16 protein-coding genes are annotated in these 24,531 nt (G+C 69.0%); 4 read left to right on the top strand and 12 right to left on the bottom strand.

The genetic code is table 11. The features are described 5' to 3' along the window. Nucleotides 1–19: 19 nt before the first annotated feature. From ACILR4_RS04235 to cysQ, 6 genes are all read right to left on the bottom strand, one after another. Complete coding sequence (locus ACILR4_RS04235; protein ID WP_395699583.1) at nucleotides 20–2,518, bottom strand: HlyD family secretion protein; 2,499 nt, start codon at nucleotides 2,516–2,518, stop codon at nucleotides 20–22. Nucleotides 2,519–2,560: 42 nt separating this feature from the next. Continuing rightward, nucleotides 2,561–4,006, bottom strand: coding sequence for an efflux transporter outer membrane subunit (locus ACILR4_RS04230; protein WP_395699582.1), 1,446 nt, complete (start codon nucleotides 4,004–4,006; stop codon nucleotides 2,561–2,563). Then, nucleotides 4,003–4,413: a hypothetical protein gene (locus ACILR4_RS04225; protein ID WP_395699581.1), complete on the bottom strand. Its 411-nt coding sequence runs from the start codon at nucleotides 4,411–4,413 to the stop codon at nucleotides 4,003–4,005. Before ACILR4_RS04225 ends, ACILR4_RS04230 begins: the two co-directional genes overlap by 4 nt. 10 nt (nucleotides 4,414–4,423) lie before the next feature. Next, nucleotides 4,424–5,332 (bottom strand): sulfotransferase family protein, encoded by a 909-nt coding sequence (locus ACILR4_RS04220; protein ID WP_395699580.1) that lies wholly within the window; start codon nucleotides 5,330–5,332, stop codon nucleotides 4,424–4,426. A gap of 10 nt (nucleotides 5,333–5,342) precedes the next feature. Further along, nucleotides 5,343–6,167 carry a sulfatase-like hydrolase/transferase gene (locus ACILR4_RS04215; protein WP_395699579.1) on the bottom strand — a complete coding sequence of 275 codons (825 nt, stop codon included), beginning with the start codon at nucleotides 6,165–6,167 and terminating at the stop codon, nucleotides 5,343–5,345. Nucleotides 6,168–6,401: 234 nt separating this feature from the next. Further along, complete coding sequence (cysQ, locus tag ACILR4_RS04210; RefSeq protein ID WP_395699578.1) at nucleotides 6,402–7,193, bottom strand: 3'(2'),5'-bisphosphate nucleotidase CysQ; 792 nt, start codon at nucleotides 7,191–7,193, stop codon at nucleotides 6,402–6,404. 192 nt (nucleotides 7,194–7,385) lie between these two features. On the opposite strand from cysQ, the gene cysD reads away from it, so the two are divergent. From cysD to ACILR4_RS04190, 4 genes are all read left to right on the top strand, one after another. Further along, nucleotides 7,386–8,297, top strand: coding sequence for a sulfate adenylyltransferase subunit CysD (gene cysD, locus ACILR4_RS04205; protein ID WP_395699577.1), 912 nt, complete (start codon nucleotides 7,386–7,388; stop codon nucleotides 8,295–8,297). Nucleotides 8,298–8,438: 141 nt separating this feature from the next. Continuing rightward, nucleotides 8,439–10,346, top strand: a complete 1,908-nt coding sequence (gene cysN / locus ACILR4_RS04200; protein ID WP_395699576.1) for a sulfate adenylyltransferase subunit CysN — start codon at nucleotides 8,439–8,441, stop codon at nucleotides 10,344–10,346. A gap of 4 nt (nucleotides 10,347–10,350) precedes the next feature. Then, entirely contained in the window at nucleotides 10,351–11,139 is a 789-nt protein-coding gene (locus tag ACILR4_RS04195) for a sulfite exporter TauE/SafE family protein (RefSeq protein ID WP_395699575.1), read from the top strand. Nucleotides 11,140–11,254: 115 nt separating this feature from the next. Then, nucleotides 11,255–12,571 (top strand): immunoglobulin domain-containing protein, encoded by a 1,317-nt coding sequence (locus ACILR4_RS04190; RefSeq protein WP_395699574.1) that lies wholly within the window; start codon nucleotides 11,255–11,257, stop codon nucleotides 12,569–12,571. A gap of 34 nt (nucleotides 12,572–12,605) precedes the next feature. Here the strand turns inward: ACILR4_RS04190 and ACILR4_RS04185 are convergent, their stop codons facing one another. The 6 genes from ACILR4_RS04185 to ACILR4_RS04160 form a co-directional block, all read right to left on the bottom strand. Continuing rightward, nucleotides 12,606–14,057, bottom strand: a complete 1,452-nt coding sequence (locus ACILR4_RS04185; protein WP_395699573.1) for a hypothetical protein — start codon at nucleotides 14,055–14,057, stop codon at nucleotides 12,606–12,608. A 33-nt stretch (nucleotides 14,058–14,090) separates the two neighbouring features. Continuing rightward, nucleotides 14,091–15,212, bottom strand: a complete 1,122-nt coding sequence (locus ACILR4_RS04180; protein ID WP_395699572.1) for an alpha/beta fold hydrolase — start codon at nucleotides 15,210–15,212, stop codon at nucleotides 14,091–14,093. A gap of 5 nt (nucleotides 15,213–15,217) precedes the next feature. After that, on the bottom strand, nucleotides 15,218–16,816 hold the full coding sequence (locus ACILR4_RS04175; protein ID WP_395699571.1) for an alkaline phosphatase family protein: 1,599 nt from the start codon (nucleotides 16,814–16,816) through the stop codon (nucleotides 15,218–15,220). Nucleotides 16,817–16,832: 16 nt separating this feature from the next. Next, nucleotides 16,833–17,123, bottom strand: coding sequence for an acyl carrier protein (locus tag ACILR4_RS04170; RefSeq protein ID WP_395699570.1), 291 nt, complete (start codon nucleotides 17,121–17,123; stop codon nucleotides 16,833–16,835). Beyond that, nucleotides 17,120–21,916 carry a beta-ketoacyl synthase N-terminal-like domain-containing protein gene (locus ACILR4_RS04165; RefSeq protein WP_395699569.1) on the bottom strand — a complete coding sequence of 1,599 codons (4,797 nt, stop codon included), beginning with the start codon at nucleotides 21,914–21,916 and terminating at the stop codon, nucleotides 17,120–17,122. The genes ACILR4_RS04170 and ACILR4_RS04165 overlap by 4 nt, the downstream gene beginning before the upstream one ends. Next, nucleotides 21,913–24,531 (bottom strand): SDR family NAD(P)-dependent oxidoreductase (locus tag ACILR4_RS04160; RefSeq protein WP_395699568.1); only part of this gene is annotated, 2,619 nt, incomplete at its 5' end. The genes ACILR4_RS04160 and ACILR4_RS04165, both read right to left, overlap by 4 nt.

Here is a 24,531-nt window from a genome sequence, read left to right as displayed (position 1 = left end):
TTCTTGAGCCCGGGCGAGATCATGGGATCCAGGACCACACCTGCACGTTGAAGAAGCGCACCACCGCCAGCGTGAAGGCCTTCCACACCGGCAGGGTCGGGCCGCCGATCTTGGCGTAGCCACCCATGCCGGTGCGCAGCAGGTCGTCGCGGTTCTTGATCTCGGCGATCACCTTGATCACGTTGCCGAAGGGCTGCACGGTGATGTTGCGGTCGATCACCGTGACCTTGCCTTCGAACTCGACGTCGCTGTAGGGATTGGGCCGTGCCCGGATCGGCGAACCGATGCGGACCTGGGCGATGTCGGGCTCCGGCACCTCGATCTCGGCGGTGACGTACTCGGTGTTCTCGACCACCGCGAAAGGCTGGCCGCGGTCGAGGTAGGCATTGACCTTCTGCTTCAGGTGCAGCGTGAGGATGGCGCCGTCGAAGGGCATGGTCAGCGTGGTGCGCCCGACCTTCTGCTTCAGCCCGTCGCGCTCTTCCTTCAGCGCCACCAGCTTGGCCTCGGCCGCCTCGATGTGCTCCTTCGTGACGCCGGTCTTCACCAGCGCCAGCGCGGCCTCCTTCTGCGCCACCTGCTCGGCATCGACATCGCGGGTGCGGCGCGCGGCGTCCAGCTCGTCGAAGGCAATGCTGTGGTCGGCATACAGCTTCTCGTAGCGCGGCACCTTCTCGCGGCTGTAGTCGAGGTGCTTGCGCGCGACGTCGAGGTCGCGCTCGGCCAGCGTCACTTCCTCGGGCTTGGGCCGCGCCTTCAGGTCGGCCACCACCTTGGTCTGCTCGATCACCTGCGCTTCCAGGGTGGCCAGCGCGGCCTCGATGTCGGGCACCGTGAGCTTGGCGATCACCGTGCCCTTCCTGACCTTCTCGCCGCCGTCGAAGTACACCTCGGACACCAGGCCCGGCACGTCGGTGCCCAGCGGCTCCTGCTTGCTCGGGTAGATCTTGATCGGGCCGCCCGGCTCGTACGGGTAGGGCAGGAACAGGATGACGATGAAGATGATCAGCGCCGCGCCGCGCACATAGGACCAGAACCGGCTCTTGGCGCTGGGCTCGACCGGCTTCTCGCCTTCGGCCGCGACCGGCAGCGCGCGCTGGCGCCAGCGCTCGAAGCGTTCGCTGCGCTCGTAGGCTTCGCCGATCAGCCGGAAGCGGTTGATCGTGCCGCGGATCAGGTACAGGCCCAGCGCCAGCGCCAGGAGGATCGAGATGCCGCCCAGCCGCGCCTGGCCGAGGAACACCGCGACCATGAACACCGCGAGCCCGATCAGCACGTACGAGTACAGCAAGGTGGCCAGGCCGTAGCCGACCAGCAGGTTGCTCTCGGCCTCCTTGAAGCGGTCGCCGCGCATGCGGGCGACCACCGCCTTGAAGGCCTTGCCGCGCAGGTGCGGCTCGTTGGTCCAGGTGGTGATCAGGTGGTAGAGGCTGCCCTTGACGAAGGGGTTGGCCGAGGCGAACACCACGTCCAGCGCGGTCAGCAGCGCCACGCCAAGGCCCACCTTCGGCAGCAGCCCGGACTGGTCGCGCAGCGTGTACCACATCAGCATGCCCAGCGAGAACAGCAGCGCGCGCATGATCAGCGGCGTGCCGTGCAGCCAGAGCTTCTCGCGCCGGCTCAGCTGCTCGGCATTCGTGATGCGGGCCACGAAGCGCGGCAGGAAGCCGAGGAAGATCGAGATGCCGATGGCCTTGACACTGGCGCGGAAGTGGTGCGCCACCGCGGCCACCGCCACCGTGGTGGCGAGGTTGATCGTCAGCAGGCTGAAGACGATGTGCTCGAGCAGCGTGGTGGTGCCATGCAGGCGCCGGATGTCGTCGAGCACCAGCACCGGGTAGCGGCCGAAGATGTACAGCGACATCAGCAGCAGCAGCGGCAGCGGGTAGACGATGTACCGCAGCCAGAGCAGCGGCGGCACCAGCAGCTTCAGCGCGGCCGTCGGGTCGAACAGCGTCCACAGGCGCTTGACGGTGCGCGAATCGATGCCGTAGGCGTCCTGGATGCCGGCCGGCAAGGTGGCATCGGGCGCAGTCTCTTCGTCTTTCGCGGCAGCGGCCGCGGGGGCCGGCGCGGGCGGCGCCGCATGCGGCGCGCCGGCCGCCGGCACCGGTGCCACGACCGCGCCGGGCGAGAGGCCCTGAAACGACTTGACCTCCGGCTTGCCCTGCTCGTTGACCGTGTAGCCCTTCTTCAGGTACGGCGCCAGCAGCGGGTGGCGCGCGGCCTCGTCGTCGAGCAGCTTGTTGTCGGCCAGCGTCGCGAACAGCGCGCGCAGCTGCTCGGGCGTGAGCTTCTGGCCGAAGCGGTCTTCGAACACCGAGGCCAGCTTGGCGAAATCCTCGCAGCCCGGCAGCACTTCCAGCACGAAGAACTGCCAGGGCTCGAAGTCGTGGGTCTTGCCCAGCAGCTTGTCGCGGATGAGGTAGCTGTGGCCCGAATCGCGCGCGATGCGGAAGGCCTCCAGCCGGCGCGGCAGGTAGGCCGGCAGGGCGACTTTCTTGCTTTGTTCGGTCATTGCTGCGGTTCCTGGCGTTCTTGCTTTGCTGCTGCTAACACGTCATTGGCGCGGCGCGCCCGCGGCCAAGGATTCGGCCTGCGATGTCCAACCCCCACCCATGGTGCGGAACACCGCGATCAAGGCGTCCAGCTGGTTGCCCTGCGCGTTGACGTTGCTGATCTGCGACTGCAGCACCAGCGCCTCGGCATCCAGCACCTCCTGGTAGCTGGAGTAGCCGCCTTCGTAGCGATTGCGGGCCAGCCGCGCCGCCTCCTGCGTGGCGGCGATCTGCAATTGCTGGACCCCGATGCGGTCGCCGAGCAGCTTGTGCCTGGCGAGCGCGTCGTCGACCTCGCGGAACGCGGCCTGGATCGCGCGCTGGTAGGCGATGACCAGCTCGCGCTGGCGTGCCTCGGCCTCGCGCACGTTTCCGGCGATGCGGCCACCGTCGAACAGCGTGGCCGCGATCTGCGGACCATAGTTCCAGAAGTTGGACGTCAGCTGGCCGAAGTTGCGCAGCTCGGTGGACGCATAGCCGGCGCCACCGGTCAACGAGAGCGTCGGGAAGTAGGCGGCCTTGGCCACGCCGATGCGCGCGTTGGCCGCGATCAGGTCCTGCTCGGCACGGCGGATGTCGGGTCGCTGCTGCAGCAGCTCGGAGGGCAGCCCGGCCGGGATGCCGGTCACCTGCAGCTGCTCGAAGCGCCTGCCGCGCGCGATGGGCCCGGGGTTGCGGCCGGCCAGGAAGTTCAGGTTGTTCTCGGCCAGCGCGATCTCGTATTCCTTCAGCGGCAGCTCGGCGCGTGCTTCCTCGAACACGGCCTTGGCCTGGGCCACCTGCAGCGCCGCGATCGCGCCGCCGGCGGCCTTGCCCTCGAGCAGCTTCCACACCGCCTCGCGGTTGGCGACGCGCGCCTTCATCAGCTCGAGCTGGCGGTCGAGCTGCAGCAGGTTCAGGTAGCTGGCGACCAGTTCGCTGACCAGGCTCAGCACCACCGCCTCGCGGTTCTCCTTCACCGCCAGCAGCTCGGCCAGCGCGGCCTCGTTCGAGCGCTTGACGCGGCCCCAGAGGTCGATCTCCCAGCTCGCGCCATAGCCCAGCTCGTACTGGTTGTTGGTCGGCGCCACATTGGCCGGCAGCGGCACCGGGCGCTGCTGGCTCATCGTGATGCGCTGGCGCGAGCCATTGGCATCGACCTGCGGATAGCGGGCCGACTGGCTGATCTGCAGCCGGGCCTCGTACTGCTCGATGCGCGCCACGGCCATGCGCAGGTCCTTGTTGTCGTCGAGCGCGCTGCGCACCAGCTCGTCGAGCGCCGGGTCGCCGAAGCTGCGCCACCACGCGCTGGACAGCGTCACCGTGCCGGGGGTGTAGGCCGAGCGCCACTGAGGCGCCACGTCCACGTCGGGGCGCTGGTAGTTCGGCCCCATCGTGCAGGCCGACAGGCCGAGCAGCGCGGCCAGCAGCAGGGACGGTGCAACAGGGCGGGCGGTCAGCGTCTTCATTCGGCGGCCTGGCCCTCGCTGAGGTAGTCCAGCGCCTGGTCCTCGATCTCCTTGATGCGCACCAGCGTGCCCTGCAGTTCGGCCAGCACGGCCTCGAACCACTTGATCTGGTACTCGACCTGCTGGCGCTGCCAGACGATGTCTTCCAGCGGCGCATTCGCCGGCGGGCGGCCGTGTTCGTCGAACAGGAAGCGGATGCCCTCGCCGACCTGGATGCGCATGTTGATGTGTTCGACCTGCCGCTCGACGAACTTGCGCATCTTCTTGGCCTTGAACTCGCGGATCACCGCCTCGCGCAGCCCGCGCTGGTAGGGGGTGAGCTTGTCCAGGTCGGGGTGCGTGGTCACCGGCTTGCCGGTGATGGCACCGATCGTGGCGCGCAGGGGTGAAGTGGGTTCGTCGCTCATGCTCGCGCTCTCATTGGTAGCCGAACTCGTGCGCCAGCGCCAGCACCTCGGGCTTCAGGCCCTGGTTGTCGTCGCGCCAGGGCACGGGCTTGGTCAGCGAGGGGAACTTGACCTTGTGCGGCCGGAAGGTCGGGCCGCTGAGGAAATTGGGATCGTTGCCGAACAGCGCGTTGATGGGGCCGAAGCAGGCGAACGGCGAGCGTTCGGGATGCATCATGTCCTCGACGGCCTCGTCGTCGTCGCGCAGGCCGGCCCAGCGGCAGATGGCTGCCAGGTGCTCGCGCGGGTTCTCCATGATGTCCTCGCCACGCACCCGCATCTGCAGCTCGGGGGGCACCTCGGCGAGGAAATTCAGGATGTTGATGTTCAGGTCGTGCCAGGCGATCTGCGGCTCGATGATGGCGCGGTCCTCGAGGAACTCGATGGCATTGACGTACAGCGCGAACGCGCCTTCGTTCAAGGCCATCACCGACTTGCACTGACCCACCGGATGGCGGATGAGGTGCAGGTAGCGCGCATCGGGAAAGGCCGCGCGGATGGCCTGCATGCGTTCGAGCGAGATGGTGTAGGACGGGCTCTTTTCCACCGCCACCAGCGGGTGCAGCCGCTCGACGATCTCCTGGTAGACCAGCCCGGTGGACAACTCCTGCCGGGCCGCGCACCAGTGCTGCGCCATCTTCACGGTGGCCGCGGTCTGCTCGCCGCCATAGATCTCGGCCACCGCGCGCAGGATGCCTTGGCGCGTCTTGGCCTCGTTGCTCATCTCGTCGGAGGCGCGGATCCACAGGTCCTTCAACAGCGGCACGTTGAACAGGCACAGCTCCGGCAGCCCGAAGGCCTGCGGATGCTGCCCGAGCATCGCGTTGATCAGCGACGTGTAGGACCTCGGTGGAGCCAGCAGGAACAGCGGTGCGGCCATCGGGCAAGGCTTACTTCACGAGCCCTTCCACGAACGGCACCTCGAAGCACTTCTCGTGCATGATGGGTCCGTGGCCGAAGTAGCCCTCTTCGCCGAAGAGTTCGCCATGGTCGGCGGTGACGATGAACCAGGTGTTAGGCGGCGCCTTCTCGTAGAGCTTGCCGATCAGGCCGTCGATGTATTCGCAGCACACCACCTGCTGCTTGCGAAGCATCTCCAGCATCGCGGGCTCGAACACCTGCTTCTCGCCGCTGACCGCGACGTTCGGGTCCTTGCCCAGCCCCTTCACCGCGCCATGCACGCCGGAGATGTGCGGCAGGTTCTCGCCCGACAGCATGTACGGATAGTGCGTTTCGCCGAGGTTCAGGAAGTAGTACTGCGGCTCGTCGTCCGGAAACTCGATTTCCTCCACCATGCCGGCGAAATTGTTGTGGTTGTCCATCAGCTTGTAGTCGTCGAAGTGCTGGCTGATCAGCGTGTACTTGTTCAGCACCGGCATCGACACCTTGGCGGTGGTGCGGTAACCCAGCTTCGACAGCACCTTGGGCAGCGAGAGTTCGGGCAGGAAGTTCTTGAACTCGATCGCATCGGTGCCGATGCGGTCCTTCCACTGCAGGTACTCGCTCTTGTAGACCTCGGAGGCGAACACCTCCTTCGGACTCGCATGCGGCAGCATGCCCATCGTGAACACGTAGTGCGAGGGCGCGGTCCACGAGGCATACGAGAAGCGCTTCTCGGCCTGACCCAGGCGGTCGATGTTCGGCGTGCGGGCGGCCGTGAACGTGTCGTAGCGGCAGCTGTCCATCACGATGAAGACGATGTGGTTCAGGGTCATGGTCGGTTCTCGAATCGATGTGAATGAATCAACACGCGGCCCCATTGCGCGGCGGCGAGCATGCTGCCGGCATGCTGGCGCTGGCGGCCCCTCACTGTCCCTTCAGGCCGGCGCGACTCACAACTCCCCGATGGCGGCGAGTATGCCCGCATCAAGGCACCCAAAGCGTGCACTTGGCCACGCCTGCGCCCCGCAATAACCCGGCCTCGGGGCCGCACGCAGCTGCGTTCGCCGTCAGCGATCTGCCGGCAGCCCGCTGGCCACGAAATGGGGGTTGTCCAACCCCGGTTTGCCGTAACGCAAGGGGCTGCCTTGCAAGTCGCAGACCTGCCCGCCGGCGGCCGCCAGCACCGCATGGCCGGCGGCGATGTCCCACTCCATCGTGCGGCCCAGTCGCGGGTACAGGTCGGCCGCGCCGCGCGCCACCAGGCACAGCTTCAGCGACGACCCGGCATTGGTGGTGGACGCCACGCGGCGCCCGGCGAGAAAGGCATCCAGTGCCGCCGCATCGCCGTGCGAGCGGCTGGCGACCACGGTGAGTCCTTCGGCCGGCACCGCGCGGCAGTGGATGGCCTGGCGACCTTCGCCTTCGTCGACCCATGCACCAGCGGCGCGCGAGCCGGCGTACAAATGCCCGGCCTTGCCCAGCGCCGGTGCAAGCACCACGCCGAGCACCGGCGCGCCGTGCTCGATGAGCGCGATGTTGACGGTGAATTCGCCATTGCGGCTGATGAATTCCTTGGTGCCGTCGAGCGGGTCGACCAGCCAGAAGCGCTCGCCCATCTCGGGCACGCGGCCGGCGGCGGCGGCTTCTTCAGCGACGATCGGAATGCCGGGCGCGAGCCTCTCCAGGCCGGCGGTGATGACCTGCTCGGCGCGCTCGTCGGCCTCGGTCACCGGCGAGGCATCGTTCTTGCCTCGCACCGCGAAATCGGTCGCATAGACCGCCATCACCACCTGGCCCGCGGCACGCGCGATGTCGGCAATGCCGTTCAGGAGCGTCTGTTCATCGGGTACGGCGGCCATGAATTCGGATCCTTCAAATGAGGGGGGAATGCGTTGAGCGAATCACGCTTTGCAGCGACGCAGCCCGCGGGCGGCGCGGATTGTGCGACAGAATGGCCCGGCCATTCGGCCCGCTCCCCCGCGAATGCAAGTCCCGCGCCGCAGGGGGTCCTCCCCGGCGGCGATCCGCCTTCCGCAGCCCAGCCGTACCCCATGATCGACCCTGTCCGCCTGACCCACCTGCAGCGTCTCGAGGCCGAGAGCATCCACATCCTGCGCGAGGTGGTGGCCGAATGCGAGAAGCCGGTGATGCTGTACTCGATCGGCAAGGACTCGGCCACGATGCTGCACCTGGCGAAGAAGGCCTTCTACCCTTCGCCGCCGCCGTTCCCGCTGCTGCACGTGGACACTACCTGGAAGTTCCGCGACATGTACGCGCTGCGGAACCGCATGGCCACCGAGCTGGGCATGGAGCTGCTGGTCTACCAGAACCCCGAGGCCAAGGCGCTGGGCATCAACCCCTTCGAACACGGCTCGCAGATCCACACCGACATGTGGAAGACGCAGGGGCTGAAGCAGGCGCTGGACAAGTACGGCTTCGACGCCGCCTTCGGTGGCGCGCGGCGCGACGAGGAGAAGTCGCGCGCGAAGGAGCGCATCTTCTCGTTCCGCTCGGCCCAGCACCGCTGGGACCCGAAGAGCCAGCGACCCGAGCTCTGGAACCTGTACAACACCCGCAAGCGCCCGGGCGAATCGATCCGCGTGTTCCCGATCTCGAACTGGACCGAGCTCGACATCTGGCAGTACATCTACCTGGAGAACGTGCCGATCGTGCCGCTGTATTTCGCCGCCGAGCGCCCGGTGGTCGAACGCGATGGCACGCTGATCATGGTCGACGACGAGCGCATGCCGCTGCGCCAGGGCGAGGTGCCGATGATGAAGAAGGTTCGCTTCCGCACGCTGGGCTGCTACCCGCTGACCGGCGCGATCGAATCCGAGGCCGACTCGCTGACCGCGATCATCCAGGAGATGCTGCTGGCGCGCACCAGCGAACGCCAGGGCCGCATGATCGACCACGACACCTCGGCGTCGATGGAGAAGAAGAAGCAAGAGGGGTACTTTTGAGCCCCGGCCGCCTGGCGGCCGCCCCCGAGGGGCTACGAAACCGGCCCGGGGAACCCGGGTCCGGTTTCGCCCTTCCGACCAGATCGCCCCTGGTCGCCGTTGGCGACCTGTCCCATGGGGACCTAGAGACGGATCACTGACATGGCCCACGTTTCCGACCTCATCGCGACCAACATCGACGAGTACCTGCACCAGCACGAGCACAAGAGCCTGCTGCGTTTCATCACCTGCGGCTCGGTGGACGACGGCAAGTCCACCTTGATCGGCCGGCTGCTGTACGAATCGAAGATGCTGTTCGAGGACCAGCTCGCCGCGGTCGAGGCCGACTCCAAGAAATGGGGCACGCAGGGCGGCGAGATCGACTTCGCGCTGCTGGTCGACGGCCTCGCGGCCGAGCGCGAGCAGGGCATCACGATCGACGTGGCCTACCGCTTCTTCTCGACCGACAAGCGCAAGTTCATCGTCGCCGACACGCCCGGCCACGAGCAGTACACGCGCAACATGATCACCGGCGCCTCGACCGCCGACGTCGCGGTGATCCTGGTCGACGCGCGCCGCGGCGTGCTGACGCAGACGCGGCGGCACAGCTACCTGGTCTCGCTGATCGGCATCCGCAAGGTCGTGCTGGCCATCAACAAGATGGACCTGATGGGCTACTCGGAAACCGTGTTCCGGCAGATCGAGGACCAGTACCGCGAATTCGCCAAGCAGATCGGCCTGACCGACATCACCGCGATGCCGCTGTCCGCGCTGCGCGGCGACAACATGCTGGCGCACAGCGAGCACATGCCCTGGTACCGCGGGCCCACGCTGATGGGCTTCCTCGAGACCGTGGACCTCGACGAGACGCGCCGCCAGGCCGGCACCTTCCGCCTGCCGGTGCAGTGGGTGAACCGGCCGAACCTCGATTTCCGCGGCTTCGCCGGCACCATCGCCAGTGGCCAGGTGAAACCGGGCGACCGCATCCGCGCCCAGCCTTCGGGCCGCGAGAGCACGGTCGCGCGCATCGTCACCGCCGACGGCGACCTGGCGGTGGCCGTGGCCGGCCAGTCGATCACGCTGACGCTGGACGACGAGATCGACATCTCGCGCGGCGACGTGATCTCCGCCGCGCAGGCGCCGGCCGAGGTGGCCGACCAGTTCGAGGCCACCATCGTCTGGATGGCCGACGAGCCGATGCTGCCGGGCCGGCCCTACCTGCTGAAGATCGGCACCCGCACGGTGACCGCCACCATCACCGAGCCGAAGTACAAGGTCAACGTCAACACGCTGGAACACCTGGCGGCCAAGAAGCTCGACCTCAACGAGATCGGCGTGTGCAACGTCTCGCTCGACCGCGTGGTGGCCTTCGATGCCTACACCGCCAACCGAGAGACCGGTGGCTTCATCCTGATCGACCGGATGAGCAACCACACGGTGGGCGCCGGCATGCTGCATTTCGCGCTGCGCCGCGCCCACAACATCCACCTCCAGCATGTGGACGTCGACAAGGCCGCGCGCGCCGCGCAGAAGCACCAGAAGCCCTGCGTGCTGTGGCTCACCGGCCTGTCGGGCGCCGGCAAGTCGACCATCGCGAACCTGGTGGAGAAGCGCCTGCACGCGATGGGCAAGCACTCCTACCTGCTCGACGGCGACAACGTGCGCCACGGCCTGAACCGCGACCTCGGCTTCACCGAGGCCGACCGGGTCGAGAACGTGCGCCGCGTGGCCGAGGTGGCCAAGCTGATGGTCGATGCCGGCCTGATCGTGATCACCGCCTTCATCTCGCCGTTCCGCGCCGAGCGCGCGATGGCGCGCGGGCTGGTGCAGGACGGCGAGTTCCTCGAGATCCACGTCGACACGCCGCTGGAAGTGGCCGAAACACGCGACGTCAAGGGCCTGTACCGCAAGGCCCGGCGTGGCGAGCTGGCCAACTTCACCGGCATCGATTCGCCCTATGAAGCGCCCGAGAACCCGGAGCTGCGCGTGAACACCGTGGACGCCACGCCCGAAGCCTGCGCCGAACAGGTGATCGCGCGCATGCAGGCACTCGGCCTGCTGGACGACTGATTCCATGATGGTCGACTGGATGAACCCGCTGGCCGGGTTCGGCGTCGGCATGCTGGTCGGGCTCACCGGCGTGGGCGGCGGCTCGCTGATGACACCGATCCTGGTGCTGCTGTTCGGCGTGGCACCGGCCGCTGCGGTGGGCACCGATCTCTGGTTCGCCGCGATCACCAAGCTGGTGGGCGGCGCGGTGCATCACAAGCGCGGCAGCGTCGACTGGCAGGTGATGCGGCGTCTCTCGCTGGGCAGCCTGCCGACGGCGGTGCTCACGCTGTGGTGGCTGCATGCCAGCGGCGCGGCGCAGATGAAGCAGGGCCTGATCGTCAGCATGCTGGGCGTGGTGCTGCTGCTGACCGCCTGCGCGATGATCTTCAAGAAGCCGCTGCATGCCATCGGCCAGGCGCTGCGCTCGAAGGCACCGGAGCAGTTCAAGCATGCACAGCCCATCGCCACGGTGGTCGCCGGCATGCTGCTGGGCTTCCTGGTCACGCTGACCTCGGTGGGCGCCGGGGCCCTGGGCACGGTGATGCTGCTGTACCTCTACCCCTTCCGGATGACGCCGGCGCGGCTGGTGGGCACCGACATCGTCCACGCCATTCCGCTGACCATGGTGGCCGGCGCCGGCCACCTGATGATGGGCAACGTGAACCTCGGGCTGCTGGGCCAGCTGCTGCTGGGCTCGATCCCCGGCATCATCCTCGGCTCGCTGCTCGGCACCCGCACCCCGGAGAAGCTGCTGCGCGGCGCGATCGCGGTGGTGCTGGTGGCGGTGGGCACCAAGCTGCTGCTGGCCTGATTGCCTAGCAGCCATCCGGTGCGGCCACGGCGGCCGCCGATGGCCGCGCCGATCGTAAGCAATCGTGCTGGGCTACGCTTGGCGCTTCTTCCGGCTTCGACAGGACCGCGCCACCGTGACCGCTGCCTCGACTTCTCCCGCAGTTTCCTCCCTCGCCAGCCGCGCGATGCAGGGGGCCTGGCTCGTCGTCGGCACCAGCCTGCTGGCCGCCTGCGGCGGCGGCGGTGGCGCGGCCGGCACGCCGCCGCCGCCCACGGCCGTGGTCATCAGCAGCCAGCCGGCCAGCCAGGCCGTGGTCAGCGGGCAGTCGGCCAGCTTCAGCGTCACGGCCACCGGCAACGGCAGCCTGGGCTACCAGTGGCGGCTCAATGGCGTGGACGTGGCCGGCGCCACCGCCGCCAGCTACGCGCCGCAGGCGCTGGGCACGGAACAGGACAACGCGCAGGTCACCGTGCGCGTCAGCGACGCCGGCGGCTCGCTGCTGTCGGCCGCCGCCACGCTGCGCGTCTACGATCCCGCCAAGCTCACGCCACCGACGCTGAACGCCTTCGCGGCCAACGTCAACGACGCCGGCATCGACACGGCCTTCGGCCAGCACCTGGCCTCGGTGCCGAACAGCCTGCTCAGCGCACGCGGGCGGCTGTTCGTTTTCCTGCCGGCCAGCCTGTCGGTGCCCAGCCGCACGCAGCTGATCCTGCAGGCCGCGGCGAACAACGGCTTCCATGCGATCGGCCTGGCCTACCCGAACGACGTGGTGATCGACGATGCCTGCAGCGGCAGCAGCGACGCGGCCTGCTGGCGCAATGCGCGCGAAGAAATCCGCAGCGGCAGCAACGCCTCGAGCAGCGTGGCCGTGAACGCCGCCAACAGCATCGAGCACCGGCTGCAGCGCGCGCTGCAGTACCTGGCGCAGACGCAGGCCGATGCCGGCTGGTCGCAGTACCTGGACAGCACCGGCGCCGTCCGCTGGGACCGCGTGCGCCTGTCCGGCCATTCGCAGGGCGGCGGCCATGCCGCCTACATCGCGACGCAGCGCAGTGTCGACCGCGCCTGCCTGTTCTCGTCGCCGGCCGACTACGACACCCTGCGCCAGCAGCCGGCCGCCTGGCTGTCGGCCGCCAGCGCCACCCCGGCCAGCCGCGTCTACGGCTTCACGCACGATCGCGACACCGTCGTCGGCTTCGCCAGGATCCAGAGCACCTGGGCCGCCCTGGGCCTGGCCGCGTTCGGGGCCGTGGCGCAGGTGGACGTCGCCCTGCCGCAGCCGGGCTACCAGGGCCGCCACATGCTCGCCAGCGACCTGCCGGCCGTTGGCGGCCTGCCCGGAACCCCCTACCACGGCATGCCGGTGGTGGACTTGCTAACGCCGAATGACAGCGGCAGCGGCCTGCCGGTGTACTGGCCGGTCTGGCAGTACGCCTGCTTCCTGTGACGGCGAGGCCCGCGGTCTTCCGGGGCCGGCGCGCTCAATCGCGCGCGAAGAACACCTCGCAGCCACCGCGCGGGTTCGGCACGTAGCGCGTGCCGCCCAGCGGCATGATCTTCGGCCCGAAGGGATTGGCGGTGCCGATGAACAGGCCGTGCGGCGTGGACACCAGCGTGCGCAGGCCCATGTTGTACGGGTTGTCCATGCCATTGGTGGTGACCGGCACCCAGTTCTCGCCGTCGAAGCTGCGGTACAGGTCGAAGCCCGATTGCCGCTCGAGGATCAACTGCGGTCCGACATGGTTGATCATGTTGGCGAACACCTGGGGCCAGCTGCGGCGATTCGCATAGCCCAGCACCGAGCTCCACTCGAAGGTGCCCATGTACAGCCAGCCCTGGTGCTCGACCATGCGCCAGAAGTAGCCATTGAAGAAGTTGTCGAAGCCCGGCAGGTAGCCCGACAGCGCGGGCTTCACGCCATCGGGCGTGTCGCGGCTGTCGCCGACGATCAGGTCCCACCGGCCATCGGGCCAGATGCGGATCAGCTCCGGCGGCGCCGGGCCGACCTTGTTCTGCTTGTCGATGCCGCCGCCCTGGATGCCGCTGCCGACGTACAGCGCGCCCTTGAACGGCGTCATGCTCAGCACGCACTGGTTGAAGCGCCCGCGCCAGGCGCCCTTGTCGATGATCTTTTCCCAGTGGTAGGGCGCCTCGCCTTCGACGGTGGAGCGCCAGACCTGGAAGCCATCGACATTGAAGGTGCCGACGTAGAGGTGCTCGCCGAAGCCGCACATCTCGAAGATCGTCAGGTTGCCGGGGTCGCCGAAGCCGAAGTCGCTGACCGGCTCCCACTGGCCTTCGAGCGGATTGCGGCTTTCGTAGACCACCGAGTGCGACGAGACATTCGGATTGCCGCCACGCGACCCCGCCGGCGTGGTGAACACCCGGCCCTTGAACGAGACCATCGTGCGGATGGTGGTGACCGGCAGGCCGTTCAGGCCCGGCTCGCAGGTGGGCTCGAAGCGCCGGCCATCGTGCGACGCCAGGATGTGCGGGCCGGGTCCGCGCGCCGGCGACCAGGTGCTCACCAGCAGCACCGGCTCGGCCGCGCCGGGGGGCTGGTAGACGATCATGCCGCGGAAGCCCAGTTCGCGCGGGATCGGCTTGCCATGGCTGCCGATGATGCGGGGCGCCTTGAACACGCGCTCCCACTCGTTGGCGGCCACGTCGTAGCGCCAGATCTCGGCGTGCATGTCGAGGTCGAAGGGGTCTCGCGGGCACTCGACTGGCCACACGTCCATGCCGATCGGCAGCCGCGCCTTCATGAACGGAAAGTTGCCGCGCGTGGTGGCCACGTAGAGATGGCCCTTGAACCAGGCCATCGAATGCGCATAGGCATTCAGGCCATCGCCAAAACCGCCATGCGCAATGAGCTGGAAATCGTGGGCGCTGAATCCGGGCGCAACGCCCAGGCGATTGGCGGTCTTGTGCACGGCCCCGAGTATCGCGGACGCCGCCCGGCTGCCCTAGCCGACCACCCCGGCGGCGGCCGGCACGGGCACCGCGCCGGCCATCGCCGAGATGAACGAGGCCAGCACCTGCTGGGCTTCTTCCTGCCGCTCGAAGGGGCCGACCTGGGCCTGCTCGCGCGTCATGAAGAACCAGCCGCCATCGGCCTGGTAGACGCGGTCGCTGCGGAAGTGGCTGCGCCGCGTGTCGCCGGAACGGTGCTTCGGGCCGGAAGCGAATTCGCCGCCCCAGAAGCGTTCGCAGGCATGGATCACTTCCTCGGGCCGCGACGCCGGGAAGAAGTGGCCGGCCTTGCGCACGCGGCGGAAGTCGGCATGCGGCCACACGTCCAGCAGTTCCTTGCCCGTCAGGCGGGCCTGCGACTGGTCGCCATACATCGCCAGGATCGGGAAGCTGAACTTGCGCAGCTCGGACAGCGACAGCCCGTCGTCACCCATCAGCTCGGCTTCGGCCCGCGTGCAATCCATCAGCTTGATCCACTGCGCGGCCGTGCGGTTGCCGTACTTGCCGACCAGCGGGCTCACCAGCTCGACCAGCTCGGGCGGCACCTCGGCGCTGCGCATCTGCAGGTGCGAGACCTCGGTCAACAGCTTGTAGCCGAAGTAGGGGTCGCGCGTGTCCAGGTTCAGGCCGACCTTGTCGACGATGGCCTGGATCTCGGGGCCATGGCCCCAGCCTTCGACCCGCGCATCGCGCCGCACCGCGGCGATGTGGGTGTCGCACAGCACCAGGCTGGCCACGCGCGAGGGGTCGAGCTTCGCGAAGTTCAGTGCGACCACCCCGCCGTAGCTGTGCGCCAGGAAGTGCGCGCGCCGGATGCCCAGGGCATCGAGCAGGCCTTGCAGGTCGCGCGCCAGGTTGTCGGGCGTGTAGCCCGATTCGGTCATCTCGGAGCGGCCATGGCCGCGCAGGTCGAACAAGGTGACGCGGAAGCGCCGCTGCGAGAACCGAGCGGCGTACTGGAAGTACCAGAAGGCCATGTTGGTGGCCAGGCCGTGCACCATCACCAGGTCTTCGGGCTCGGCGGCCGTCGACGGGTGGCCCGCGCCATGGTCCGCCGGATGGCAGTCCAGCTGGACGTAGTTGATGCGAGCGCCGTTGACTTCCAGGATGGACACGATGCTTACTCCATGTACCCCAGCATCTGCAACTGCGCGAGGATCTTGTCCTTCTCGTCGTCGGCCATGGCCTCGGACTCGGCCTTGCCGGCGACGGCGGTGGGCGCCCCGATCACGATGGGCTGGGCCTGCAACTGCTCCGACGTGAACATCGATGCAGGCACCTTGCCCTCGAAATCCGAAGGCACCGGCAGCCCCAGGCTGTACAGCAGGGTCGCGCCCACATCCACGATGTTGCGGCGAGCAATATTTGCGCCACGGGCGATGCCCCGGCCGTAGGCCAGGAACACCCCGTCCGGGTGATGGGTGCCGGCGATTTCGGTGCGCTTCTCGACCACCGGCAGCTTGTTCTTGATCGACACGAAGCCGTGGTCGCGCAGCACCAGCAGCAGGTCGGGAGCGTCTTCCATCGCCGGGCCCGGGAAGGCTTTCTCGCGGGTGTGGATCTCGGTGATGATGCGGTCGCCGGTGTCGGGATCCTTCAGGTCCTCGAGGTCGCGGATCAGCTTCGCGCGCACCTTCTCATAGTCCTCGGGCTTGATGCCCTGGTCGCCCGGCTTGCGCGCCACACGGATGTTGATGCCGTTGGACGAGGGCGTGCGGCAGTAGGCGATGGTCTCGTTCCAGTCGAGGTTCGCGAACATGCTTTCCTCGCGGCGCTTGCCGGCCTCGCTGTCGTCGGCTGGCTTCCACTTCAGCCAGCCTTTCTCGTGCAGCCAGGCATTGATGCGCACCACCTCGTAGGTCGCTGTGAAGCCATGGTCGGAGGCCATGAACACCTGCACCTCCGGGCCGGCCGCGGTGACCAGCTTCTCGATGAAGCCATCGAGCTGCTTGAAGTAGGCCAGGCACAGCTTGCGCATGCGCTGGTGGTATTCGCTCAGCTCGCCCTTCTGCTGCGCCGGGTCGACGTACAGCCAGGCCTGGTGCTGCAGCTTGTCGACGCCGTCGAACATCACGGCCATCAGCTCGGGCGCTTCTTCGCGCAGGAGGTAGTCGGCGATGCGGAACCACTGCTGCTCGCGCGGCAGGTGGTACTCGACCCAGTGCTCGCGGTCCTCGTCGGTCAGCTCGTTGAGCGCCTGCTTCTCCTGCTCGAAGTCCCAGGCCAGTTCCTGCGGGTTGAAGTCGGGAATCGCCTTCAGCTTGTCGTACAGGTCGGCCGGCGCCGAGTTGCGGCGCAGGTGGCGCCACGGGATGAAGCCCGGCACCATGAAGCCGTTCAGGTCCTTCGGCGGCGGCGCGGTGAACGGGAAGTTCAGCGCCGCGACGCGCTGGCCCTGGCGGCTGGCGATCGACCAGATGGTTTCGCAGCGGCAATCGCGCGAGTCGTACAGCGTGAAGAAGACGTCGCTGTTGCGCTCCTCGGCGCGGATGAAGTCGTACAGACCGTGGTTGCCGGGCGAGCGGCCGGTCATCAGCGAGACCCAGGCCGGCGGCGTCAGCGGATTCGGCGTGGAGCGCAGCTTGGCGCGGGCGCCGTCGCGGAAGATCTTCGACAGGAAGGGCATCACCGACGCGTCGGGGTCGGCCTTCGAGGTCAGGTCGTCCAGCACCGTGAAGGTGGCGCCATCCATGCCGATGAAGAGGGTCTTGACGGTCATTTCGCTCGCTCCGGGATCAGGCGCTCAGCTTGGAATCGATGAAGCGCGCGAACTGCGCGAGCGACAGGTCGCCCACGTAGCTGCCGTCCTTCATCAGCAAGTCCTGGAAGCCGAACTTGCGGTCATAGGCCTGCTCCAGGGCCACGCAGAGCTGGATGATGTCCACCGAGGCGAACTGCAGGTCCTCGACGACCTTGGACGCCGTGAGCACCCCTTCGGGCAGGTCCAGTCCCCAGTCCTGGATCAGGTCCTCGACCACCGCAATAACCGTGCCCTCGGCGGTGTCGCGCACCAGGGTACTGCTCATGCCGCCACCCCGATGTCCTGCACAGCCATCGCCGCCAGCGCCACGATCGCGCCCTGTCCCGTCATCAGCAGCACCTCGATGCTGTCGCCCTCGTAAGCCACCATTGCCTTGTTGTCACCTTCACCGACCAATCGAACGTCGAATGCCGCGGGCTGCCCCTGCAGGCCAAGCCCGGTCAGCTTGGCGGCGGCTTCCTTCGCGCACCAGATCTTCAACATGCGCTGCCCGAGCACTGCGTCCTGCAGGCCTTGCAACTGCTGTTGTTCTCCCTCTGTCAGCGCGTCGCGCAACAGCTCGGGTCGCTGCACACGGCCGGCTTGTTCGTGGTCCACCCCGATCCGCCAGCCTGGCGCTGCAACTGCCGCCAAGCAACCAGTGGCATTGTGCGACAGGGAAACGACGGGCGGCGTGAAGTCCGCACACCAGGGCCCGTCGATGAAGGGCCCCCCCTGTTCAAGGTGTCCGACCCAGATGTCGGCGGTGTGCAGGCGCTCGCCGGTCTGGCGCTGCACCCACTCGCGCACCGCTTCCTTCAGGCACAGCCGGCCCAGCAGCCATTGGCGGCGCCAGGCCACGCTGCCCTGCAGCGCGGCCCACTCGGCCCGCTCGGGCGCGCCCAGCGTGGCATGCGCCAGCATGCGCAGGAAGATGCCACCGGACTGGGCGCAGAACTCCTCCGGCAGGTGCGGCAGCTGCCACAGCAGCAGCTCGGACGGGGGTGACGCCAGCGGCTCGCCCAGCGCACCTTCGAGCGGCGAGCGCCGCACCTGGTAGAAGCGGTTCGGCACCGCGAAGAACACGTTGACCAGGTTGGCGACGCGCAGCAGCGGCTGCCCCTGGCCATCCAGCACCTCGAAGTCCCAGCGCCGCACCGCGCCCACCTCGGTGGCCGCCGGGTCCAGCGGTGCCTGTCGCGCGACCAGCCGCAGGCCGGGCTGGTCGGCCGGGCACTCGGCATGGAGCTCGATGCGCTCGATCGTCGACGGGAAGCAGTTGAAGTCGTAGCCGGCGTACTGGGCGATCCAGAAGGCCGCGAGCTGCCCGACCGCGTCGAGCATCACCGGATTCAGCACCAGCGCCGGCCGCGCGCCGGGCTGCAGGAAGCCGTCCAGGCTGCAGCGCGAAAGCTGCGCGCTGATGGCCCCCGGGTCCCAGCCTTCGATGTGGGCAATGCTCTGGAAGATCGGCCCGTGGAACATGCCGATCTGGTACAGCGCCTCGTCGTTCCACGGCGTCGGGTTCAGCGTGGCCGGCGGCGCGACCGGGGCCAGGCGCCAGTCAGCCTCGAAGCCGAAGCTCGCGCTCATGATGGGCTTGCCGTCGCGGCTGAGCAGGGCCTTGCACTGGTGGGTGCCGGCAATGCGTTCGGCGCGCACCTGCAGGTCGGCAAAGCCCTCGTCCAGCGCGATCCAGTCGAAGGCCTTGACCTGCTCGATCAGCCGCACGGTGCCCGGCGTGCCGAGCGGGTCCATCAGGCAGGCGCAGGCCTCGGCCATGATCTCGAGGCTGACCATCATCGGCACGCAGGCCAGCCCGCGCAGCTCGGGGTCGAAGCCCGAGACCGCGCCGGACAGCACATGGTCGCGCAGATAGGCCTGGGTCTCGACATCGACGCGGCAGGCGGCCACCAGGTGGCTCTCATCGGCTTCGAGCAGGCCGTCGAGCAGCGGCCAGGCACGCGCCTCGGCCTCGGGCAGGGCAGCCGCCTCGTCGTCGCCCTGCCAGCGGCCGAGCACCGCGCGCTGCTGGTCGAGGAAGCCCCGCATCAGGTCGAAGTATTCGGCCACCAGTTGCTCGCGGCCGTCGGCCACGGTCTCCGCCGCAGGGGCAGGCGCAGGCTCCGCCATCGGCGTCGCCGGTAGCGCTGGCCGCTCATTTTCAACGCTAGCAGGCAGCGCCGCCGGCGGCGCCGTCAGCGCGCGCAGCGCGGCGCGGTCGGCATCGTTCAGCCGCACCCGCGGCATCGTGTTGTCGAGCAGGAAGCCGGGCTGGGGCTTGGTCGCCGCACCGGCCAGGTCGATGGCGTCGAGGGCCCGATCCTGGAACAGCCGGCCCAGGTTCAGCGGCCGGCCGATCACGAACAGCTGGCCCAGCGTGGCCAGGAACTGCTCCACGCCGTTGCGGCGCCGCTGGTTGGTGGCCAGCGCCAGGTGCTCGCGCTCGTTCAGGATGTCGCCGACGAAGGCGCTCAGGTTGTTCGACGGGCCGACCTCGACGAAGCAGCGCACGCCGTCGTCGTGCATGCGCAGGATGGTCTCGCGGAAGCGCACGGTGTCCGACCATTGCGCGGCGGCGAGCTGGCGGATGCCGCTGGCGGTGTCCGGGAACAGCCCGGCCGAGGCGCAGGAGTACAGCGGCACGCTCGGCTTGCCGAGCTTGATGCTCTTGTAGTACTTCAGGAACGCGTCGCTGACCGCCTGGAAGTGGGGCGTGTGGTAGCCGCGGTCGAAGGGCAGCGGCAGGCAGATGCCGCCCTCGGCCGCCAGCGCGTCGCGCATCGCGTCGATGGCTTCACCGCTGCCGTACAGCACCAGCTGGTTGGCGCAGTTGTCCATCGCGACGACGACCTGACCCTCGCCCGAAGTGGCCGCCACCTTTTCCAGCACCGTGGCCGCCGGCAGCGCGCCCACCGCCAGCAGCGCGCCGGTGGGGATCTTGCCCGCGGCCAGCACCTGCTGGTACACGACGTTCAGCTCGCGGATGAACTCGGCCAGCTTCTCGCGGTCGGCCGCGGGAATGGCGCCCGAGGCCGCCAGCGCCGACGACTCGCCCGAGCTGTGACCCAGCATCGCGTCGGGCTCGACACCGCAGGCCTTCAGCAGCGCGTACATCGCCTGGCCGCCAACGAACACCGCCTCGGAGCCCACGTCCATCTGGTGCAGCCGCGCCTCGAGGATCGCGCGGCGCTCGGGGCTCAGCTCCACCGCCGGCGGATAGACGATGTCGGTGCGGGTGTGGCCCGGCGCATCGGGGTACAGGCCGCGCCAGAAGTCCAGCCACTCGCGCACCTCGTCGAAGCACAGCGCGAGGTCGGCGAACATGTGCAGGAACTGCGAGCCTTCGCCGGGGAACAGGAAGGCCAGCTGGCCGACCTGGCGCACGCGGCTGTAGGTGATGCCGGTGCGCGTGGCCCATTGCGGCGCATCGTCCTTGGCCAGCTTGTCGGCGGCCTGGCGCAAGGCCTTGACCAGTGCGGCCGGGTCCTTTGCGACGATGGCGATGCGGTGCGCGCCGTCCAGCGGCTGCTGCGCCAGCGCCTTGGCGACCTCGGCCACACCCCAGCCGCACACCTCGCAGCGTTCGGCCAGCTCGCGCAGCCGCTGCACCAGCCCGGCGGCCGAGGCATCGGCCAGCACGCACAGCTCGGCCGGCCAGGGCATGAAGCGATCGGGCCGCTTCGCCGCGGCCGGCGCCTGCTCGACGATGCCGTGCGTGTTGATGCCGCCGAAGCCGAACGAGTTGATGCCGGCGCGGCGCGGCGCGTCGCTGCGGTGGATCCACGGCGCGAGCTGGGTGTTGATGTACAGCGGCGTCTGCGCGATGCCGAGCTCGGGGTTCGGCGCCTCGCACAAGGTGGGCGGCAGCGCGCGGTGGTGCAGCGCCAGCGTGGCTTTGATCAGTCCGGCAATGCCCGCGGCCGGGATGCAGTGGCTGATCATCGACTTCACCGAGCCGATCGCCACCGTGCCCTGGTCGGCCTGGCGCTCGCCCAGCACGTTCTTGATCGCCGCGATCTCGGTCTTGTCGCCCAAAGGGATGCCGGTGCCGTGGCATTCGATCAGGCCCACCGTCTGCGGGTCGATGCCGGAGTCCTGGTAGGCGCGCCGGATCGCCAGGGTCTCGCCGTCGACGCTGGGGGCTAACAGGCCATGTCCGCGGCCATCGCTGGCCTGGCCGACGCCGCGCAGCACGCCGTAGACCTGGTCGCCGTCGGCCAGCGCGTCGTCCAGGCGCTTCAGCGCGACGACGCCCAGGCCTTCGCCCAGCAGCGTGCCGTCGCTGCCGGTCTCGAAGGGCCGCACCTTGCCGCGGCCGCTCAAGGCGCCCAGCTGCGTGAAGATCACCGACACCTCGGCCGGCAGCGAGGCGTTGACGCCGCCGGCCAGCATCAGCTTGCTGCGGCCGGTGCGCAGTTCGTCGATGGCCGAGGCCACCGCCAGCAGCGACGACGAGCAGGCCGCGTCGACGAGGTAGTTGGGTCCGCGCAGGTTCAGCCGGTTCGCGATGCGGCCGGTCATCACGTTCGGCACCAGGCCGGGCGCGATGTCGGCGGTGGAACGCGGCACGCGCTTCTCGAGCAGCGCACGCACCTGGCCCAACTGCTCTTCGTCCAGGTGCGGGCAGGCGATGCGCATCAGCTCGATGGTCTGGTCGAGCACGATGTGGTTCTGGATCAGCGTGCCCTGGCCGCGGTGCAGGTAGGTGCTGTGGCCGAGCACGATGCCGGTGTCGCGGTGGTCGACGTCCGGGCCGGCATAGCCCGCGTCGGCCAGCGCGTCGCTGGCGATCTTCAGCGCGAGGAACTGGTCGGGCTCGCCGCCGTCGAGCGAGCTGGGCATGATGCCGAAGGCGCGCGGGTCGAAGCGGTACAGGTCCTTGAGATAGCCGCCATGTGCCGTCTTGATGCGGCCGGAGCTCAGGTAGCGCGGCGCGTCCCAGGCCTCGGTGGGCTCGGAGATCGCGTCGACGCCCTGCACGATGTTGCGCCAGAACGCGCGCAGGTTCTCGGCCTGCGGGAACAGGCAGGCCATGCCGATGATCGCGATGCCGTCGCTGTTGTTCTGGCTGCTCATGCCATGACTTTCCGGTTCGCCGCTGCGGCCAGGCGATTGAGTGCCTGGCTGGAGACGCAGCGCATGTCCTCGATCGCCAGCACCACCGCGCCGGTCTCATCGAGGAAATACACGTTGGCCCGCACGGTGGACGCGTCGTCCGAGGGCAGCGCCTCGTAGGCCATCTGCAGCGTGGCCGGCCAGTCGGCGCGGCAGCGCTGCACGCGGCCGAAGCCGGTGGGCAGGCAGGTCTGGTCGTGGAACGCGCGGTCCCACAGGATGGCCATCTGCGGCGCAGCGTCGACCACCGCGGGGTCGAACACCCAGCCCGGCGCACCCGCAGGCAAGGCCGGCAGCCAGTGCTGCGGCGACACCGTGCGCACGCTGCCGGTGGCTCCGGCGGCCGACAGCCCCTTGATCGCGCTGATGACCTGGAACCGCGGGCCGTGGAACAGCCACTCGGCGTACGCCTTGTCGACCGCCAGCCGCTTCTCGGCATGGCGGCGCGCGACCGGCGCGGGCACCCCGCTGAACTGCTGCTCGAGCCGGATCAGCGTGCGGTAATGCACCAGCTTGCGGCCCCCGTCCAGCTCGGTGTGCAGCGTCGCGTCGACCTCGAAGCCTTCGCTGCTGCCATAGGGCGGCGGCTGCACCAGCACCGTGAGGCTGCGCGGCATCTCGGCCAGCTCGATGCCCTTCATCAGCCGCAGGTCGCGCAGCTCCACCACCTGCCAGCCGGGCCACAGCGCCCGTGCGGCCTCGGCGAACACTTCCAGCGCGGCGGCAGCCGGCAGCACGGCCTTGCCGTCGATCGCATGGTCCTGCAGGTAGGCATGGCCGGCATCGATCGTGAAGCGCAGCAGCTGGCTGCCGGTGGGCTGCGGCTCGATCACGGCCGCGCCGATCAGCGGGCCGCGGATGCTGGATGCATCGGCCGGCGCCAGCGTGAAGCGGCCGTTGTCGGCCTCGCGCTGCTCCCAGGGCCCGACGCCGCAGATGACCTCGACCGCGCCGGCCACCGGGCCGCGCAGCTCGTCGATGAACAGGCGCCGCCCTTGCGCGGCCTGCACCAGCAACACGCCCTTGGTGGCGAACTTGGCCTCGGTGTCCTCGGTCACCATGCCGGCGCCGAACAAGGTCGGGCCCCACGGGCCCCAGCACATCGCCCGCACGGTGACGCGGCCGGCCCAGCGTTGCGCCAGCTGCGTGGCCAGGCGGTTCATCAGCTCGTTGGCGGTGGCGTAGTCGCTCTGGCCGCTGTTGCCGTAGCGGCCGGCCACCGAGCTGAAGATGCTGACGAAGCGCAGGTCGGCCGCCGGCACCAGCTTGTGCAGCAGCAGCAGGCCGATGACCTTGGTCTCGACGACGCGGGACCAGCTCTCGGGCCGCTTGTCGGCCAGCAGCTTGTCCTCGATCACGCCGGCGCCGTGCACGATGCCGTGGATCGCGCCGAGGCGGCCGCTCACATCGGCCACCAGCGCCGCGAGATCGGCTTCGCCCGTGACGTTGACCGCGTGGTACTCGACCGCCGCGCCGCGCCGGCGGAAGTCGGCGATGTTCTGGCGCATCTCGCGCTCGCCGAGCACCGCCTGCACCCTGCGCGGCACGTCGCCGATCTTGAGGGCACCGGCGCGGGCCTGGGCGACGAAATGCTGCCGCAGCTTTTCGGTGTTATCCAGCGCGGCGGTGTCGGCGCTTTCGGTCGCCGGCAGCGCGCTGCGGCCGGTCAGCACCAGCGTGTTGCCGGGCCGCGCGAGCTCGCGCAGCACCTCGGCGGTGATGCCGCGCGCGCCGCCGGTGGCCAGCACGACGATGTTGTCGAGCTGCGGCGCGGCCAGCTTCGCGGGGGCCGCCGCCTCGACGGTGCGGAAGATCGTGCGCACGCCTTGCGGATAGCCCACTTCCTGCCGGCCGCCGACGGCCAGCAGTTCGTCCATCAGCTGTGCGGCCCAGCCAGGCTGCGCGGCCGGGTCGAGGTCGACCGCCTTGACGCGCAGGCCCGGCCGCTCTTCGAGCAGCGACTTCAGCACGCCGGGCGCGCCGCCTTGCAGCAGCAGGCCGTCGATCGGCGGCAGCGCCGTGCGGCCGAAGCCGCCGCCCAGTGCGCTGGCCGCGAGCACCTGGCTGCCATCGGCCAGCGCGGCGCTGAAGCCGTGCAGCAGCTGGTACAGCGATTTCTCGCTGGCCTGCAGGCTGCGCCGCCAGTCGTCGACCTTGCCCTGTGGGTCGATCGCCGCCGCGCCCACCGGCGCCAGGTGCAGCAGGCCGGCCAGCGGGGTCAGCGCGTCACGCTGCGCAGCGATCCACGCGGCCAGGCCGGCCTCGTCGGCCAGCAGTTCGCGCGGCAGCCGGTGCACCGTGCATCCGCGCTGCACCAGTTCCGCGGCCATCAGGTCGGCCAGCTGGCCGCTCGCATCGGACGCCAGCAGCCAGTGACCGATGTTCAGTTGGCGAGCCACCTGCGTGGGAAGGGGCTCGGCCACCGCTTGCATGTCATACCGAGGCGGCAGCGCGGCCAGGGCAGCGGAACCCTGGTCGGCCGGTTGGGCCGCCTCGGCCACTTCAAAAGGGACCGTGGCCCCCTGCTTGGCACTGGCCAGGATGTCGAGCATCCCGTTCAGCGTGGGCTGCGTGTT

Source organism: Aquabacterium sp. (genome assembly GCF_044226965.1).
Classification (GTDB): Bacteria; Pseudomonadota; Gammaproteobacteria; order Burkholderiales; family Burkholderiaceae_C; genus Pseudaquabacterium.
Note: the sequence above shows the minus strand (reverse complement) of the source record. Positions and strands in the feature narration are given on the sequence as shown.